The sequence below is a fragment of the Nocardia sp. NPDC058114 genome (genome assembly GCF_042884695.1).
GTDB lineage: Bacteria > Actinomycetota > Actinomycetes > Mycobacteriales > Mycobacteriaceae > Nocardia.
In genome coordinates, this window is sequence record NZ_JBHVTK010000001.1 from 119894 (window position 1) to 137209 (window position 17316).

General features: G+C 69.1%; 13 protein-coding genes. 10 read left to right on the forward strand and 3 right to left on the reverse strand.

Annotation, left to right across the window (positions count from 1 at the left end; translation table 11 throughout):
- Nucleotides 1–24: 24 nt before the first annotated feature.
- Nucleotides 25–3651, forward strand: coding sequence for a chromosome segregation protein SMC (smc, locus tag ACFVVI_RS00535; protein ID WP_387442132.1), 3627 nt, complete (start codon nucleotides 25–27; stop codon nucleotides 3649–3651).
- A 29-nt stretch (nucleotides 3652–3680) separates the two neighbouring features.
- Here the strand turns inward: smc and ACFVVI_RS00540 are convergent, their stop codons facing one another.
- Complete coding sequence (locus ACFVVI_RS00540) at nucleotides 3681–4601, reverse strand: NmrA family NAD(P)-binding protein (RefSeq protein WP_387442135.1); 921 nt, start codon at nucleotides 4599–4601, stop codon at nucleotides 3681–3683.
- Nucleotides 4602–4724: 123 nt separating this feature from the next.
- Here ACFVVI_RS00540 and ACFVVI_RS00545 point away from each other — a divergent pair, with 123 nt between their 5' ends.
- Nucleotides 4725–5498, forward strand: coding sequence for a TetR/AcrR family transcriptional regulator (locus ACFVVI_RS00545; protein ID WP_387442137.1), 774 nt, complete (start codon nucleotides 4725–4727; stop codon nucleotides 5496–5498).
- On the opposite strand, the gene ACFVVI_RS00550 is transcribed toward ACFVVI_RS00545, so the two are convergent.
- Nucleotides 5482–5871 (reverse strand): DUF2237 family protein, encoded by a 390-nt coding sequence (locus tag ACFVVI_RS00550; protein ID WP_019048221.1) that lies wholly within the window; start codon nucleotides 5869–5871, stop codon nucleotides 5482–5484. The genes ACFVVI_RS00545 and ACFVVI_RS00550 overlap by 17 nt on opposite strands.
- Nucleotides 5872–6025: 154 nt before the next feature.
- Between ACFVVI_RS00550 and ftsY the strand changes: the two genes are divergently transcribed.
- The 6 genes from ftsY to ffh all read left to right on the forward strand — a co-directional run bounded on the left by ftsY (nucleotide 6026) and on the right by ffh (nucleotide 14180).
- Complete coding sequence (ftsY, locus tag ACFVVI_RS00555; RefSeq protein WP_387442140.1) at nucleotides 6026–7546, forward strand: signal recognition particle-docking protein FtsY; 1521 nt, start codon at nucleotides 6026–6028, stop codon at nucleotides 7544–7546.
- Nucleotides 7547–7860: 314 nt separating this feature from the next.
- The gene (locus ACFVVI_RS00560) at nucleotides 7861–9207 is read left to right on the forward strand and encodes an ammonium transporter (protein WP_378992171.1); all 1347 of its coding nucleotides are present in this window, start codon (nucleotides 7861–7863) and stop codon (nucleotides 9205–9207) included.
- 5 nt (nucleotides 9208–9212) lie between these two features.
- Complete coding sequence (locus ACFVVI_RS00565; RefSeq protein ID WP_067449485.1) at nucleotides 9213–9551, forward strand: P-II family nitrogen regulator; 339 nt, start codon at nucleotides 9213–9215, stop codon at nucleotides 9549–9551.
- Nucleotides 9552–9642: 91 nt separating this feature from the next.
- On the forward strand, nucleotides 9643–12087 hold the full coding sequence (locus ACFVVI_RS00570; protein ID WP_387442144.1) for a [protein-PII] uridylyltransferase: 2445 nt from the start codon (nucleotides 9643–9645) through the stop codon (nucleotides 12085–12087).
- A gap of 132 nt (nucleotides 12088–12219) precedes the next feature.
- Entirely contained in the window at nucleotides 12220–12534 is a 315-nt protein-coding gene (locus ACFVVI_RS00575; protein ID WP_378992174.1) for a hypothetical protein, read from the forward strand.
- A gap of 80 nt (nucleotides 12535–12614) precedes the next feature.
- Complete coding sequence (gene ffh / locus ACFVVI_RS00580) at nucleotides 12615–14180, forward strand: signal recognition particle protein (protein ID WP_056811842.1); 1566 nt, start codon at nucleotides 12615–12617, stop codon at nucleotides 14178–14180.
- Nucleotides 14181–14348: 168 nt separating this feature from the next.
- On the opposite strand, the gene ACFVVI_RS00585 is transcribed toward ffh, so the two are convergent.
- Complete coding sequence (locus ACFVVI_RS00585; protein ID WP_378992176.1) at nucleotides 14349–15140, reverse strand: 3-oxo-5-alpha-steroid 4-dehydrogenase; 792 nt, start codon at nucleotides 15138–15140, stop codon at nucleotides 14349–14351.
- Nucleotides 15141–15244: 104 nt separating this feature from the next.
- Between ACFVVI_RS00585 and ACFVVI_RS00590 the strand changes: the two genes are divergently transcribed.
- Both ACFVVI_RS00590 and ACFVVI_RS00595 read left to right on the forward strand, forming a co-directional pair.
- The gene (locus ACFVVI_RS00590) at nucleotides 15245–16063 is read left to right on the forward strand and encodes a nuclear transport factor 2 family protein (protein ID WP_378992178.1); all 819 of its coding nucleotides are present in this window, start codon (nucleotides 15245–15247) and stop codon (nucleotides 16061–16063) included.
- A 122-nt stretch (nucleotides 16064–16185) separates the two neighbouring features.
- The gene (locus ACFVVI_RS00595; protein ID WP_378992179.1) at nucleotides 16186–17280 is read left to right on the forward strand and encodes an amidohydrolase family protein; all 1095 of its coding nucleotides are present in this window, start codon (nucleotides 16186–16188) and stop codon (nucleotides 17278–17280) included.
- Nucleotides 17281–17316: the final 36 nt, after the last annotated feature.

Below are 17316 nucleotides of genomic sequence, written 5' to 3' on the forward strand. Positions count from 1 at the left end.
TCGCGGAGAGGCGGACGAGTTCTCTTGCATTTGAAGAGCCTGACGTTGAAGGGGTTCAAGTCCTTCGCGTCTGCGACCACGTTGCGCTTCGAACCGGGCATCACCTGCGTAGTCGGGCCGAACGGGTCCGGCAAATCCAATGTCGTGGACGCGCTGTCCTGGGTGATGGGCGAGCAGGGTGCCAAAGCGTTGCGGGGCGGGAAGATGCAGGACGTCATCTTCGCCGGGACGGTCGGGCGGGCTCCGCTCGGGCGCGCCGAGGTGACACTGACCATCGACAACTCCGACGGCGCACTGCCCATCGACTACGCCGAGGTGTCGATCACCCGGCGGATGTTCCGCGACGGCGCGGGCGAGTACGAGATCAACGGCAGCACGTGCCGGCTGATGGATGTGCAGGAACTGCTGTCGGACTCCGGTATCGGGCGCGAGATGCACGTCATCGTGGGTCAGGGCAGGCTGTCGGCGATCCTGGAATCGCGGCCGGAGGATCGGCGCGCGTTCGTCGAAGAGGCCGCGGGCGTGCTCAAGCACCGCAGGCGCAAGGAGAAGGCGGTCCGCAAGCTCGACGCGATGCAGGCCAACCTCGCCCGGCTCACCGACCTCACCACCGAACTGCGCCGCCAGCTCAAGCCGCTCAGCCGCCAGGCCGAGGTCGCCCGCCGCGCGCAGACCGTGCAGGCCGACCTGCGCGATGCCCGGTTGCGACTGGCCGCCGACGACCTGGTCACCCGCCGTGGCGAGCTGGAATCCCAGCTCAGCAAAGAGGCCTACGCCCGCGAACAGCAGATCAACGTGCAGACCGAACTCGACGCCGCCAACGCCGCACTGGCACAGCAGGAGTTCCAGCTGTCGCGGCTGAGTCCCAGCGCCGAGGCCGCCGCGCAGACCTGGTTCCAGCTCTCGGCGCTGACCGAACGGGTCAACGCCACCATCCGCATCGCCAGCGACCGGGCCCGGCACCTGCACACCGAGGCGCCGGTCGGCACCGGACGCGACCCGGACCAACTCGAGGCCGAGGCCGACCGGATCGAAGCCGAAGAGGCCGAACTGCGGTACGCGGTGGAGATGGCCACCGAGACCCTCGAAGCCGCCCGCGAAGCCCTCGCCGAGCGGGAACACGCCGCCAAGGCGGCCGAGCAGGCGCACCTGGCGGCCGTGCGCGCGATCGCCGACCGGCGGGAGGGGCTGGCCCGGCTGTCCGGCCAGGTCGACACCTTGCGCACCCGTGCCCAGTCCGTGGACGCCGAGATCGCGCGCCTGTCCGTGGCCATCGCCGACGCCCGGCACCGTGGTGAGACCGCGCAGGTCGAATACGACTCGGTGCAGGACGAACTCGGCGATCTCGACGCGGGCGAGAAGGGCCTGGACGCCCAGCACGAACACGCCGTCGCCGCCCAGGAACTGGCCGACGAGCGCGTGCGGGAACTGCGGGAACTCGACCGGGAGGCGAGCAAGCTGGTCGCCCGGCTCGGTGCCCGCATCGAAGCGCTCGGTATGAACCTGGCCCGCAAGGACGGCGCGGCCTGGCTGCTCGAACACGGCGTGGGCGGGCTCGGCGGACGGCTGTCGGGCCTGCTACGCGTGCAGTCCGGGTTCGAGGCCGCTGTGGCCGCACTGCTCGGTCCGCTCGCCGATGCCATCACCGCCGATACCGCGACCACCGCCGACTCGGCGGTGCGGGAATTGCGCAGCGGTGACGGTGGCCGGGTGGCGTTCGTCTTCGCCACCGACGCGGCGTTATCGGCCGAGCGTTCCGCGTTGCCCGCCGGTGCGCAGTGGCTCGCCGACGTGCTCGAAGGCGACGAGCAGGTGCGACCCGCGCTGGCCGCGCTCACCGCCGACGTGGTGGTCGTCGACGATCTGGCGACCGCCACCGAGCTCGTCGCCCTGCGCCCGGAATTGCGGGTGGTCACCCGTGACGGGGATCTGGCCGGTGCCGGCTGGATCGTCGGCGGTTCGGAACGGATGCCCAGCCAGCTCGAGGTCCAGGCCGATATCGACACTGCCACCGCCGAATTGGCGGCCGCGCAACGGCGGGCCGAGGAGCTGGAGGCCGCGCTGGCCGGCGCGCTGGCCGAACAGACCGACCGCAAGGACGCCGCCGACCACGCGCTGATGGCGCTGCACGAATCCGATCAGGCACTACTGGCGATCTACGACCGGCTCGCCCGGGTCGGGCAGAACGCCCGCGCGGCACAGACCGAGGGGGAGCGGCTGGCCACCCAGCGCGCGGAAGCCGAAGCGGCGCGGGAGAAGTCGCTCGCCTCGCTCGCCGAACTCGAGGACCGGCTGCGGCACGCCGAGATCGAACACGACGGCAGCGACGACAGCTACGGCGCCGCGAGCACCGAGACCGCCGGCTATGCCCGTGAGGAAGCCGCCGCCGCGCTCGCCGAGGCCCGGACCATGGAGGTCGAGGCTCGGCTGTCGGTGCGTACTTCGGAGGAGCGCGCGGAATCTGTTCGCGGCAAAGCGGATTCGCTGCGCAGAGCGGCCCGTGGGGAGCGGGAGGCCAGGGCTCGCGCCGAACGCGCGCAGGCCGCTCGGCGCCAGGCTGCCGCGGTCGCCGCGGCCGTCGCCGCATCGGGCACCGAGATCAAGAACGAACTCGAGCAGGTCGTGGCCGCCGCTGCGGCACGGCGTGACGAATTGGTCCGTCGCCGTGGCGAATGCGCGGCCGCGCTGGAACAGGTGAAGGAACGCGCCCGTGCGCTGAACACCCAGCTGACCCAGCTCACCGACGCCGTGCACCGCGACGAAGTCGCCAAAGCCCAAGCGGCACTGCGCATCGAACAGCTGGAGACGACGATCTCCGAACAATTCGGCATCGCGCTCGCCGACCTCGTCGCCGAATACGGGCCCGAGGTGCCGTTGCCGCCCTCGGCCCTGGAGCTGCACGAGTACGAGGAGGCCAAGGAGCGCGGCGAGCAGGTCAGCGCACCGCAGCCGATGCCCTACGATCGCCCGACCCAGGAGCGCCGCGCCAAACGCGCCGAGAAGGACCTCACCACCCTCGGTAAGGTGAATCCCCTTGCGCTGGAGGAGTTCGCGGCCTTGGAGGAGCGCTATACCTTTCTGGCCACCCAGCTCGAGGACGTCAAGAACGCGCGCAAGGACCTACTCGACGTGGTCGCCGAAGTCGACGCCCGCATTCTCCAGGTGTTCACCGAGGCCTACGCCGATGTGGAACGCGAATTCGTCGGCGTCTTCGGGAAACTGTTCCCCGGCGGCGAGGGCAGGCTGGTGCTCACCGACCCGTCGGACATGCTCACCACGGGCATCGAGGTCGAGGCGCGCCCGCCCGGCAAGAAGGTGAAGCGCCTCTCGCTGCTCTCCGGCGGCGAGAAGTCGCTCACCGCGGTCGCGTTGCTGGTCGCCATCTTCCGCGCTCGCCCCTCCCCGTTCTACGTGATGGACGAGGTCGAAGCGGCCCTCGACGACACCAACCTGCGCCGCCTCATCGGCCTGTTCGAGCAGCTGCGGGAGAAGAGCCAGCTGATCGTCATCACCCACCAGAAGCCCACCATGGAGATCGCCGACGCCCTCTACGGCGTGAGCATGCGCGGCGACGGCATCACCCAGGTCATCTCCCAGCGGCTGAACCGAGCCGAGGTCCCCGACCCCGACCCGGTCTCGGCTTCGGCCTGAGGCCGGTGCTCGCGCGGCTGGACGGATTCTCAGCCGAACCGGGTCGCCGGGGCCGTGGTGTCGATCCGGTCGATGATCCGCTCGGAGCCGCCGCGGGCGAGCCAATCCCGCAGGGAGGTCAACTCTGGGTGCAGCGCGCGCAAGGCGGGCAGGTCGGCGTGCCAGCCGCCGGTCTCGCGGATCAGGCGCCAGGTGTTGCCGAGTTGGGGGCCGATCGCGTCGGCTTCCTCCTCGGTGACTTCGCGGTAGTGGACGTGCCGGCCGATCGCGGCGCCGATGATGGCGGCCGCGTCGACCGGAGTGATGGCGTCGCCCGCGAGTTCGAGGATGCGGGCGTGCCAGCCCGCGGGGTCGGCGAAGGCCAGGGCGGCGAACGCGGCGATATCATCGATCGCGATCATCTGGAGCGGGCGATCGGCGGGGAACAGGTGCGGGTGTTCGCCGCCGTCGCGGATACCGTCGACAGGGGAGCCGTGCAGCAGGTAGTTCTCCATGAACCGCACCGGGCGCAACACGGTGTAGCGCAGACCCGACGATGCCAGCGCCTCTTCGATCCGGCGTTTGCCCTGCTGACCCCATGATTTCGCATCGCCCATCGTCGCGACGCCGGTGAACACGATCTGTTCGACACCGGCGGCGCGGGCCGCGTCGATCAGGGCGATACCGCGGCGGGCCTCGGTGTCCTCACCCCAGCCCTTGACGCGGTAATCGGCTGGGGGAACGAGAAATACGGCTCGGATTCCGGTCACCGCCACCCGCAGGGAGGCCGCGTCGTCGAAGTCGCCGACCGTCAGTTCGGCGCCGGCATCGGCCAGTGCGCGGGCGGCGGGGGAGCCGGGGTCGCGCACCAACGCGCGAACCGGGTGGCCTTCGGTAAGCAATCGGTAGGCGGTCGCGCCACCCTGCTTGCCTGTCGCGCCGGTGATCAGAACGGGAAGTGCTGACGTCATTGCGGAGGAGCTCCGTTTCGTGATCGATCGTGTGCCTACAATCGGGTCGGTCGACCCGTATTCCGGACGGTACGGGTGGTCGCACCCGGTTGGCCAGGTCCGGTACAGGGAAGGCGTAACGAAATGACGGTCGAGCACGGCGTGGAACCGGCGATCCGATCCGACGCACGCCGCAATCGCGCGCTGATCCTGGCTGCCGCGCAGCGTGCGCTCGCCGAACGCGGCGCCACCGTCTCGCTGGCCGAGGTGGCCCGCCGCGCCGGTGTCGGCGCGGGCACCGTCCACCGGCATTTCCCCACGAAAACCGATCTGCTGGAAGCGGTTATGCAACAGCGCGTCGACCGGCTGGCGGCGCTGGCCGCCGACCACCTCACCGATCCGGATCCGGGCACGGCCTTCTTCGCCCTGTGCACCCACGTCATCGTGACCACACCCGGCAACAAGGACCTCTGTGACCTGGTGCAATCCGACGACGGCTGGCCTCGCGCCCTGCTACGCGGGGCGGGCAACCGCTTCCATCGCGCACTGGGCGCGCTGCTGGCCTCGGCGCAACGTCAGGGCGCGGTCCGGCGCGACGTGGTCGTCACCGATGTGCTGGACATCTTCACCGGATGCGTTGCGATCCAACGACATCGACGCGCAGTGGACCCGCTCGCACCGGCCGTCGCGCTCATCCTCGACGCCCTGCGCGCCCATCCGTCAGTCGTAACGGAACGCCCGGCGGCCGACCGTAACGAAACGGCGGAAGGTAACGAAACCTCGGCACCCTGCGTCGTCTGCGGCTCGCCCGTCCGGAGACCGGCCACCGGCCGACCGGCCCGCTACTGCTCCCCGGCCTGCCGCCAGAAGGCCCACCGCCTCCGCAACGGGTCGCGAGCCCTTACAGCAGGTCGCTGACGTCGTCGGGGACATCTACGGCGTATTTGCGCAGGATGTCCATGGAGATGACCTCCAGCGCGTTCTCATGGGTCGCGGCCAGCACCACGGGTGCGGCCACGCCGTCCTCGTGGGCGTGCAACCAGCGGACCGCCACCACGCACCAGCGGTCGCCCGGTTGCAGGCCGGGGAAGTTGTTCTCTGGGCGCGGGGTGCTGAGGTCGTTGCCGATGGAGGCCTGATGCTCCAGGAATTCCGCCGTCACGACGGTGCACACGGTGTGGCTGCCGAGATCCTCCGGACCGGTGCTGCAGCAGCCGTCCCGGTAGAAGCCCGTGAGAGGATCGGTGCCGCACTCTTCCAGCGGCCCCCCAAGCACGTTTCGATCGGTCACTCCGCCGATCCTATGGGGCAACCGCCAGAAGTTCCGCAGGACAACGAATCTGTAGTATTTCCGCCACGCCGCGACGCGCCCGGCTACGGCTCGCCGACCTGCCGCGCAGACGCCGCCGACGTGCGGCAACTCCCCGCCCGAATAGACTCGCCGGGTGAGTTCGCAAGCGTGGATCCTGATCGCCGCGATCGCCGCCGTCCTGTTGGTGGCGCTCGTCGCGGGTTTCGTCCTGTACAAGCGACGCCAGATTTCGCTGGCCCCGCCCGAGCCGGACAAGGAGTTGACGGACCGCTCCGGTGGTTACACCGCGTCCGGTGGATTCAGCTTCAGCCAGGGCGGCTCGACGGCGACCGTGCCGAAACCCGAACCCGTCCCTGAACGCACCGATACCGACGGTCAACCGCACATCGGCGACGACGCCGCGATCCCGCGTGACGCCCCGCGCCGCGGCATCACTGATGTTCCGCTGCCCGAGGGCGATGTCGCCGTCGACGAGACCGTGGTCGTCCCCGACGACGCGTCCGCCCTCGACACGGTCGCACCGGCCGAGCCCGGCACCGAGACCGCGCCCGCGGACACGGCCCCCGCGAAGACCGCGCCGTCCGACCCGGTTGTTACCGAAGTCGAGCCCGCGGATACGTCCTCGATCGAGGCTCCCGCCGCACCGACCACCGAGCCCGCACCGGCTCCGGCCGAGACCACCCCGGCCGAAGTCGGCGCCACCACCACCGCGATCGACGAGATCGACCCCACCACCGGCCGCCTCGTCCGGCTGCGCGGTCGCCTGGCCCGTTCCCAGAACGCGGTCGGCAAGAGCCTGCTCGGCCTGCTCGGCGGCGGCGACCTCGACGAGGACTCCTGGGAAGAGATCGAAGACACCCTGGTGCTGGCCGATATCGGCACCGCGAGCACCGCCAAGATCGTCGAACGCCTGCGCGAGGAGATGGCCTCGCGCAGCGTGCGCACTCCCGAACAGGCTCGTGCCGCCCTGCGTGACGTGCTCATCGAGGCGCTGCGTCCCGAGCTCGACCGTTCCATCCACGCCCTTCCGCACGGCGACAAGCCCGCGATCCTGCTCGTCGTCGGCGTCAACGGCACCGGCAAGACCACCACCACCGGCAAACTGGCCCGCGTGCTCGTCGCCGACGGCCGCCGGGTACTGCTCGGCGCCGCCGACACCTTCCGCGCCGCCGCCGCCGATCAGCTGCAGACCTGGGGCGAACGGGTGGGCGCCGAGACCGTACGCGGTAAAGAGGCCGCCGACCCGGCCGCTGTCGCCTTCGACGCGGTCACCGCGGGCATCGACCGCGGCGTCGACGCGGTCCTCGTCGACACCGCGGGCCGCCTGCACACCAAGACCGGCCTGATGGACGAGCTGGGCAAGGTGAAGCGGGTCGTGGAGAAGAAGGGCGAGGTCGACGAGGTGCTGTTGGTCCTCGACGCGACCGTCGGCCAGAACGGCTTGATGCAGGCCCGGGTGTTCGCCGACGTCGTCGACATCACCGGCGTGGTGCTCACCAAGCTCGACGGCACCGCCAAGGGCGGCATCGTGTTCCAGGTGCAGCACGAACTCGGTGTGCCGGTGAAACTCGTCGGCCTCGGCGAGGGCGCCGACGACCTGGCGCCGTTCGAGCCGGGCGCGTTCGTCGACGCGCTGCTCGGGGGTACCGCGTAACGGTCCCGCCGATGCCCGTCCGATCCAGCGATCGGGCGGGCATCGCTGTTTTCCTGAGCTGACATCACTGTTTCCGGACAGCGGTGGTGTGGGGAATCGCCGCGCGAACTCGCGGCGAATCGCACATCCGTACCAACCTCACCGTGAGCTGACAGGCTCGTGCCAACCACGCGAAACGTGGATGCAACACAACAGCGCTATCCGTTCACTCAGGTGAAACACCACAGCTCAACGGATGAAACACCGAGTGGCGACCCTTCTGTACAGGTCCTTTTGCCGTCATCGGCAGGGCCCGAGATGAGGAGGAACACAAGGTGGCATTTCCACTGATCGGCGCACCGGACGCCGGTGACACCGCCTGGATGCTGGCGTCAGCGGCCCTCGTGCTGTTGATGACGCCGGGTCTGGCGTTCTTCTACGGCGGTATGGTCCGTGGCAAGAACGTGCTGAACATGATCATGATGAGCGTCTCCGCGATGGGCCTGATCACCATCCTGTGGTGTCTATACGGCTTCTCGATGGCGTTCGGCGAGGACAAGGGCAAGCTGGTCGGTGACCCGCTCCAGTACTTCGGCCTCAAGGGCGTCCTGGGCGGCGACTATCTAGCGACTACCGACCCCGCGGCCCCCGCCGCCATCCCGCTGTTCGGCACGATCCCGCTCTCGGTGTTCGTCGCCTTCCAGCTCATGTTCGCGATCATCACGGTCGCACTCATCTCGGGCGCGGTCGCCGACCGCTTGAAGTTCGGGTCGTGGCTCGTATTTGCCGGAATCTGGGCCACGGTCGTCTACTTCCCCGTCGCGCACTGGGTGTTCGCCTTCAGCGGCTACACCGGTGAGAACGGCGGCTGGATCGCCAACAACCTCAAGGCGATCGACTTCGCCGGTGGTACCGCGGTCCACATCAACGCCGGTGCCGCCGGTCTGGTGCTCTGCCTGATCCTCGGCAAGCGCAAGGGCTGGCCGAAGACGCCGTTCCGCCCGCACAACCTGCCGTTCGTGATGCTCGGCGCCGGTCTGCTGTGGTTCGGCTGGTACGGCTTCAACGCGGGTTCGGCGCTGAGCGCCAACGGTGTCGCGGGTGCCACCTTCCTCACCACCACGATCGCCACCGCCGCCGCCATGATGGCCTGGCTGCTCGTGGAGAAGATCCGCGACGGTCACCCGACCTCGCTCGGTGCCGCCTCGGGCATCGTCGCCGGTCTGGTCGCGATCACCCCGGCCTGTTCCTCGGTGAACGTGGTCGGCGCCCTGGCTGTCGGTGTCGTCTCCGGTGCGCTGTGCGCCTTGGCCGTCGGCCTGAAGTTCCGCTTCGGCTTCGACGACTCGCTCGACGTCGTCGGCGTCCACCTCGTCGGTGGTCTGGTCGGCACGCTGATCGTCGGACTCGTCGCTACCAGCGAAGCTCCCGCAGGTGTCGATGGACTGTTCTACGGTGGTGGGGTCGAGCAGTTGAAGCTGCAGGCCGTCGGTGCCTTCGCCGTTCTCGCCTACTCGCTGGTCGCCACGGCCATCATCGCGTACGCGATCAAGTTCACGATCGGCCTGCGCGCCAGCGAAGAATCCGAGTCTGCGGGCCTGGATGAGTCCGAGCACGCGGAAACCGCTTACGATTTCGCTGCTGTGGGTGGCACGGCACGCACGCTCGTCAAGGAGGCATGACGAACATGAAACTGGTTACGGCAATCGTCAAACCGTTCACGCTCGAAGATGTGAAGTCCGGGCTGGAACAGGCAGGCGTGCTCGGCATGACCGTCAGCGAAGTCCAGGGATACGGCCGGCAGAAGGGCCACACCGAGGTTTACCGCGGTGCCGAGTATTCGGTGGACTTCGTGCCCAAGGTCCGGGTCGAGGTCGTCGTGGACGATGCGTCGGTCGAGAAGGTCGTCGAGGTGATCGTCGAAGCCTCGCGCACCGGCAAGATCGGTGACGGCAAGGTGTGGGTGACCCCGGTGGACACCATCATCCGCGTCCGTACCGGCGAACGCGGAAGCGACGCACTGTAATTCGGTAGGGCACGCACGATAAATCGATCGAGCGGCGGCCCCGCTCCCACCGGTGAGACTGATCCGGTCGGGGCGGGGCCGCCCGCATGAAATGGTGGTGTGGGCTGTGGCACAGCGGAACGGTGGTATTCAGAACAACGGAGCGGCGGACCTGGTGAAGGCCAGGGCGCAACTGCTCGACGGAGCGGGCACCCGCAATCCGCGGCTCGATCCGGAATCGCTGCGCGAGGCCTTGGTCGATCTGTTCGAACTGTGGCTCACCAGCAAGGGCAACGAACTCGGCATCACCGCCGACAGCGGCCTCTCGCTCGTCGCGGTGGGTGGACTCGGACGCCGCGAGATGCTGCCCTACTCCGATCTCGACCTCGTGCTGCTGCACGACGACGTCGACCCCAAGGTGGTTTCGGAGGTCGCCGATCAACTCTGGTACCCGCTCTGGGACGCCCACATCAAGCTCGACCACAGCGTGCGCACCGTGCCGCAGGCGCTGCGGGTGGCCGCCGACGACATGATCGCCGCGCTCGGCCTGCTGGAGGCGCGCCACATCGTCGGCGACCGAGACCTCAGCAATCTGCTCATCGGCGGCGTGCGCCGGGAATGGCGCACCGGTATCCGGTCCCGCTTCGACGATCTGATCACCCAGACCACCGCCCGCTGGCAGCGCAGCGGCGAGATCGCCCATCGCGCCGAACCCGATCTCAAGAACGGTCGCGGCGGGCTGCGCGATATCCAGCTGCTCGACGCGCTCTCGATCGCCCAATTGACCGACGCCATGCCGGGATTGGGCCCCGAGGTCCCCGGCGGCGGCCTGAAACAGGCCCACCGCAGGCTCCTCGACGTGCGCACCGAACTGCACCGCGTCGCAGGCCGGGCCCGCGATCAGCTGCGCGCCCAGGACGCCGACGAGATCGGCGCCGCACTGCGCATCGGCGATCGCTTCGATCTCGCCCGGACATTGACCGATTCGGCGCGTACGGTGAGCTATTCGTGCGACGTCGGTCTGCGCACGGCCGCCAACGCGTTACCGCGGCGCGGCCTGGCCAGACTGCGCCGCATGCCGGTGCGCCGACCACTCGATGAGGGGGTGGTCGAGCACTCCGGCGAGGTGGTGCTGGCCAGAGACGCGCGCCCGCAGCGTGATCCCGGGCTGATCCTGCGTGTCGCGGCGGCGTCGGCGCAGACCGGGTTGCCGATGTCGGCGACCACGCTCAACCGGTTGTCCGAGGACGCGCCCGAACTACGCGAACCGTGGCCCAAGGACGCGCTCAACGATCTGCTCGTCCTACTCGGCGCGGGTCGCGGCAGCATCGACGCGGTCGAGGCGCTCGATCGAACCGGATTGTGGGGCAGACTCTTTCCCGAATGGGGTGCGGTCCGCGATCTGCCGCCGCGCGATGCGATGCACACCTGGACCGTCGATCGGCACCTGATGGAGACGGTCGCCTACGCGAGCAGCCTGAGCACCAGGGTCGCCCGGCCCGACCTGCTGGCGCTCGGCGCCCTGCTCCACGACATCGGCAAGGGGCGGCAGGGCGACCACAGCATCGTCGGCGCCGAGCTGGCCACGCATATCGGCCGCAGGCTCGGAATGTGGCCTTCGGATGTGCGTACCCTCAGCGCGATCGTGCGCCACCACCTGCTCCTGCCCGACACCGCGACCCGGCGCGACCTCGACGACCCGGCGACCGTGCAGCACGTCGCCGACGCGCTCGGTGGTGACGTCGGCCTGCTCGAACTGCTGCACACGCTCGCCGAAGCCGACTCGATGGCGACCGGCCCCGGAGTCTGGGGCGATTGGAAGGCCTCGCTGATCGGTGAGCTGGTGCGCCGCTGCCGGCTGGTCATGGCGGGCGAGCCGCTGCCGCAACCGGAACCGATCGACCCGGAGCTTCTGGACAAGGCCAGGGCAGGCGGCGTGCACGTCACCCTCGCGCCCGGTGACGGCAAGCACACCTTCGTGGTGACCGTGATCGCCCCCGACGAACCCGGCCTGCTCTCCGACGCCGCCGGTGTCCTGGCGCTGCACGCGTTGCGGGTGCTCTCGGCCGCGCTGGGCAGTGCGGGGGACTCGGCGATCAATACCTTCGTGGTGATGCCGAAATTCGGCGATCCGCCGGACGCGGGTCTGCTGCGTCAGGAACTCATCCGGGCCACCACCGGCGCGCTCGACCTGCCCGCGGTGCTGGCCAAACGCGAAACCGACGCTGTCGGGACCGGGCCCGGCCGGTACGCGCGCGCCGCGCCGCGCCTGATCTGGTCACCGACCAGCACTCCCGGACAGGTGATCCTGGAGCTGCGCGCCGACGACCGGATCGGTTTGCTGAGCAGGCTGGCCGGTGCGTTCGCCGCGACGGGAGCCAATGTCCGGTGGGCCAAGGTGGTCACGATGGGCTCGGCTGTGGTCGACGCCTTCTGCCTCGATCTGGGCGACACCGACAGCCCAGCCCTGCGCGACCGGATCGAAAAGGCCGTCCTGGACGTGGTTCCGCGGCCCGCGCCCACCCCGCCGCCGACCGAAACCACCGACGCCGGCTGACACCGCAAGGACACGGTTTACTCACTGATTGCTATCAGGTTGCTACACAGCGTCCTCGCGGCCCGATAAGTCGAGATGGGACCTATAGCATTCCCCTGGTCCGGCTGTCGCTTGTACGAGGGGAGCTGATCCGTGGCTATCGAAGTCGTTTCCGCGTCGATGATGACCAGCGACGCGACCGCGCACATCGCGCGGTGCGTCGGTGGTGACCTGTGGGTGGTTTCGTGGTTGCCGGGTCGCACCCTCAGTGGTGCGCAGGCGTTGGCCGCGATGACCATCGCCTCGACCGCCGCCCACCACGCCGACAGCGCCGATTCCGAATGGATTCGGATCGAGGCGCTCTCCCGGGAACTCGGCCTCACCGGCAGAGAAGCGGTGTATCTGGTGGACATCGAATCGCACGAGTTGCGCCGCACGGCGCCACCGCACGTGCAACATACCGAATAACCTCCATTACCCTGGGAGGGCAAGAGACGTCCGGCTTCGGTCAGACGACCTGAGACCCTTTCAGATCAGGAGCGCGATCGGTGTTCGAATCCCTGTCCGACCGGCTTACCGGTGCACTGCAGGATCTGCGCGGTAAGGGGCGTCTGTCACCGGCCGACATCGACGCCACCGCGCGCGAGATCCGGCTCGCACTCCTCGAGGCCGACGTCGCGCTGCCCGTGGTGCGCGGCTTCATCGCCAACGTCAAAGAACGCGCCAAGGGCGCGGAGGTCTCCGGCGCGCTCAATCCCGCGCAGCAGGTCGTCAAGATCGTCAACGAGGAACTCGTCGCGATCCTCGGTGGCGAGACCCGTCGTCTCAATCTCGCCAAGAACCCGCCGACGGTCATCATGCTGGCCGGTCTGCAGGGTGCGGGTAAGACCACGCTCGCGGGCAAGCTGGCCAAATGGCTCAAGGGTCAGGGGCACCAGCCGTTGCTGGTGGCCTGTGACCTCCAGCGTCCCGGCGCGGTCACCCAGCTGCAGGTCGTCGGTGAGCGCGCGGGCGTGCCCGTGTTCGCCCCGCACGGCGGCACCTCCATCGGTGGCGGCGAGAACCCGCTCGGGATCACCGCGGCCGACCCGGTCGCCGTCGCCGCGGCCGGTATCGAAGAGGCCAAGGCCAAGCAGTACGACGTGGTCATCGTCGATACCGCAGGCCGCCTCGGTATCGACGCCGAGCTGATGCGCCAGGCCGCGGGCATCCGCGACGCCGTGCAGCCCGACGAGACGCTGTTCGTGCTCGACGCGATGATCGGTCAGGACGCGGTGAGCACCGCCGAGGCCTTCCGCGACGGCGTCGGGTTCACCGGTGTCGTGCTCACCAAGCTCGACGGTGACGCCCGCGGTGGTGCCGCTCTGTCGGTCCGCAACGTCACCGGCGCGCCGATCATGTTCGCCTCCACCGGTGAGAAGCTCGAGGACTTCGACGTCTTCCATCCCGACCGGATGGCCTCGCGCATCCTCGGCATGGGCGATGTGCTCACCCTCATCGAGCAGGCCGAACAGGTCTATGACGCCGAGCAGGCCGAGGAGACCGCGCGCAAGATCGGCAGCGGCGAACTCACCCTCGAGGACTTCCTCGATCAGATGCTGGCCATCCGCAAGATGGGCCCGATCGGCAATCTGCTCGGGATGCTGCCGGGCGCCGGTCAGATGAAGGACGCGCTGGCCGCGGTCGACGACAAGCAGCTCGACCGGGTGCAGGCGATCATCCGGGGCATGACCCGCGCCGAGCGGGACAATCCGAAGATCATCAACGCCTCGCGCCGCCTGCGCATCGCCAACGGTTCCGGGGTGCAGGTCTCCGAGGTCAACCAGCTCGTCGACCGGTTCTTCGAAGCCAAGAAGATGATGGCGATGATGGGTCGGCAGATGGGGATGCCGGGAGCTCGCCGCGGCAACAACAAAAAGGGCGGTAAGAAGGGCAAGAAGGGCGGGCGTGGGCCCACTCAGCCGAAGATGCGCGGCGGGTTCCCCGGAATGCCCGCCGGAATGCCGGGCTTGCCGCCGGGCATGGATCTGTCGAACATGCCCCCCGGTCTCGATCAGCTGCCGCCCGGCCTGGAGGGGATCGACCTGTCCCAGCTGAAGTTCCCCAAGAACTGAATTGTTGGCGCGCTGGCGCGCGCGTGTCCGCGGCCCTGAGGGGCCGCCGGTTAGACGCCGTTGCTTGCTCCTTCGTCGCGTACGCAACGGCGTCTAACCGGCGACCCGGCCGCGGACCGGCCACTTCGTGGCCGCCGCTCCCTAGGGGTCGCGGTGCTGGTTGGCGTGTTAGATCACGCCGGGGATCAGCGCTTTGCGAGTGGTCGGGTAGTCGGCGAACTTCTCGCGGTACCAGCGGTGGGTGGCGAAGGCGCGAGGCACCAGGTTCCCTGCGGTGATCAAGAAGATCGCGACGCCGGCCAGTGACCAGGTGAGCAGGGCGAATCCGGCCCAGGCGATCAGTTCGCCGAGGTAGGCCGGGCTGCTGACGAAGCGGAAGCCGGCGCCGTGGGGGACCCGGTACTCGGCGGCGCCGGGGTTGTTCTTGTCCCGCAGATTGCGCACGATCGCCTCGGATCGCACCAGCAGCCCGAATCCGCACAGGTACACGACCAGCCCGATCAGGAAGCGCGGATCGGTGAGCCAGGCGGTGCCGTACTGGTTCTTGTAGTCGTTGCTGAAGAACGCGCCGTTGAGGTAGCCGTGCAGGGCCGTCACGAACACGCCCGCCGCGACCACCGAGACGTTGAAGCTGCTCGTCTTACCCGGCACCTGCCGGATGGAGAGCGGGAAGAACCAGCCGCGATTGCCGTAGTGCAGCAACCAGATGGCGGCCAGCACCAGCGGCACCGGCTCGAAACGATCGGGGCCGCTGAGATAGAACACCGCGAACACGACGGTCGCGGGCAGCTCCATCAGCCACCAGCCCAGCTTGGGGTTGAGATTGAAGCCGACCTTGTTCGACGCGAAGCGGCCGTAGGGGCTCTGCGCGAACAGCCCGCCGACGATCACGAACGCGGCGAAGGCGAAGGCGATGGCCAGCACGGTGTCGTAGGTGGTGTTCCCGGTGTACCAGTCCATCGAGATCCTCTTGTCCAACAGGCGCCGAGCACGATCGCCGACGCAAAACTAGAACACGTTCTATCATGGATCGCGGAGGGGGAGCGTGACTATGGAGGACCTACATGTCGTTGGATCGGACCGCCGAGGACCTGCTGGCGGCGGTGCGGGCGTCACCGCGTGCGGTGGCCGCGCACGACAAGACCGCGTGGGTCGGGCTGTTCGCCGAGCAGGCGGCGGTACACGACCCGTACGGCTCGCGCGAGCACATCGGCCCGGACGCGATCTCGCGTTTCTACAACGTCTTCATCGCGCCGAACGCCATCGCCTTCCGCGTGGACCGCGACATCGTCGCCGGCTACGCGGTGGTGCGTGACCTGCACATCGAGACCACGATGTCGACGGGCGCCACCGTCACCGTGCCGATGCATCTGCGCTACGACCTGGTCGATACCGACGGCGGCTGGCGGATCGCCCGGCTCGCCGCGCACTGGGAGCTGGGGGTGATGGTCGCGCGTCTGCTGCGCACCGGCCCGTCCGGATTGCTCGCGGGAGCGAAGCTCGGGCCGCAGCTCGTGGGCGAGCTCGGCATGGGCGGAGCGATGGGCATGATGCGGGCGCTGCGCGGCATCGGCGGCTCCGGCAAGCGCATCGTCGGCAGACTCTTCGCTGCTGTCGCGTCCGGCGACACGGGTGGCGTGCGAGCGCTGCTCGATGAGCGGACGGTGTGCGAGCTGCCCGCCGGGCGACCGATCTCGGTGACGGAGTTCGCCGACCGCGCGCGAGACATCGAGTGGGACAAGATGATCGCCGCGGGTCGCACGGTCAGCGTGAGCGTGCGGGTCGGTGCGTCGCGGGGTGTGGCCTTCGTCGACTTCGCCCCGGACCGGCCGCGGATCACCGCTGTGCGGGTCTTTCTCGACGGCGATCCTTCAGGCGACTGACCGCTCGCCCGAAGGGTGCCGACCCCGCGCCCGGTGCTGGCGCGGTGGCCGGGCCTCGGAGCGTGTGCGTGCGCCGATCCTGCGAGGTAGGTTCGGTTTCAGGCCGACGACTGGAGGTTCGTGTGCATCTGCGTGGTGTAGTTCTCCCCGGCGACCGGGAGCGCGACCTCTGGGTTGTCGACGGCGCCGTGACGTTCGAGCCCGTGCGTGGTGCCGAAACCCTGTGCGGCACAGGCTGGATCGTGCCCGGCCTGGTCGACGCGCACTGCCATGTCGGCATTCGCTACGGCGGCGGGGACGAGACCCGCGACGGCGCGATCGAGCAGGCCGAGACCGAACGCGACGCCGGGGCGCTGCTCCTGCGCGACGCGGGCTCGCCGATCGACACCCGCTTCATCGACGAGCACGCCGAGCTGCCGCGGATCATCCGCGCGGGTCGTCACATCGCCCGCCCCAAGCGCTACATCCGCGAACTCGGGATCGAACTCGACGACGAGCGCGACCTGCCCGAGATCGTCGCCGAGCAGGCCCGCTTCGGTGACGGCTGGGTGAAGATCGTGGGGGATTGGATCGACCGCTCCGTCGGCGACCTGCGCCCGCTGTGGAGTGACGACATCCTGAAGCAGGCCATCGACGCCGCCCACGCGAACGGGGCAAGGGTCACCGCCCACGTGTTCGGTGAGGACGCCCTGCCGGGCCTGATCAACGCGGGTATCGATTGCCTCGAACACGGCACCGGCATCACCGACGACACCATCGAACTGATGGTGGCCAACGGCACCGCCCTGGTCCCCACCCTGATCAATATCGACACCTTCCCCGGCATCGCCGACAGCGCCACGAAGTTCCCGGTCTACGCCGCCCACATGCGCGACCTGCACCGCCGCGTTCGCGACACCGTCGGCAAAGCCCACGAGGCGGGCGTCCCGATCTACGCGGGCACCGACGCGGGCGGCTCCATCCGTCACGGCCGCATCGCCGACGAGATCACCGCCCTGTCCGGCGCGGGCCTGTCACCCCACGAGGCTCTCGGCGCCGCGTCGTGGAACGCCCGCACCTGGCTCGGCCGCCCCGGTATCGACGAGGGCGCCCCGGCCGACTTCGTCGTCTACGCCCACGACCCCCGCGTGAACCCGCACTCGCTCACCGACCCACAATGGGTCGTGCTGCGTGGCCTGGTCGTGAAGACCCCCGATCCGGTCACCGGGCACCGCTGAATCGGCGTCGACGGCAATAGCGGAGGCGATTTCCGG

What these genes read in the sequence shown, in the direction of transcription:
- ACFVVI_RS00540 (WP_387442135.1), bottom strand. Translation starts at nt 4,601, where the DNA reads ATGACGTCAGCACTTCCCGTTCTGATCACCGGCGCGACAGGCAAGCAG.
- ACFVVI_RS00545 (WP_387442137.1), top strand. Translation starts at nt 4,725, where the DNA reads ATGACGGTCGAGCACGGCGTGGAACCGGCGATCCGATCCGACGCACGC.
- ACFVVI_RS00565 (WP_067449485.1), top strand. Translation starts at nt 9,213, where the DNA reads ATGAAACTGGTTACGGCAATCGTCAAACCGTTCACGCTCGAAGATGTG.
- ACFVVI_RS00570 (WP_387442144.1), top strand. Translation starts at nt 9,643, where the DNA reads ATGGTGGTGTGGGCTGTGGCACAGCGGAACGGTGGTATTCAGAACAAC.
- ACFVVI_RS00585 (WP_378992176.1), bottom strand. Translation starts at nt 15,140, where the DNA reads ATGGACTGGTACACCGGGAACACCACCTACGACACCGTGCTGGCCATC.
- ACFVVI_RS00590 (WP_378992178.1), top strand. Translation starts at nt 15,245, where the DNA reads ATGTCGTTGGATCGGACCGCCGAGGACCTGCTGGCGGCGGTGCGGGCG.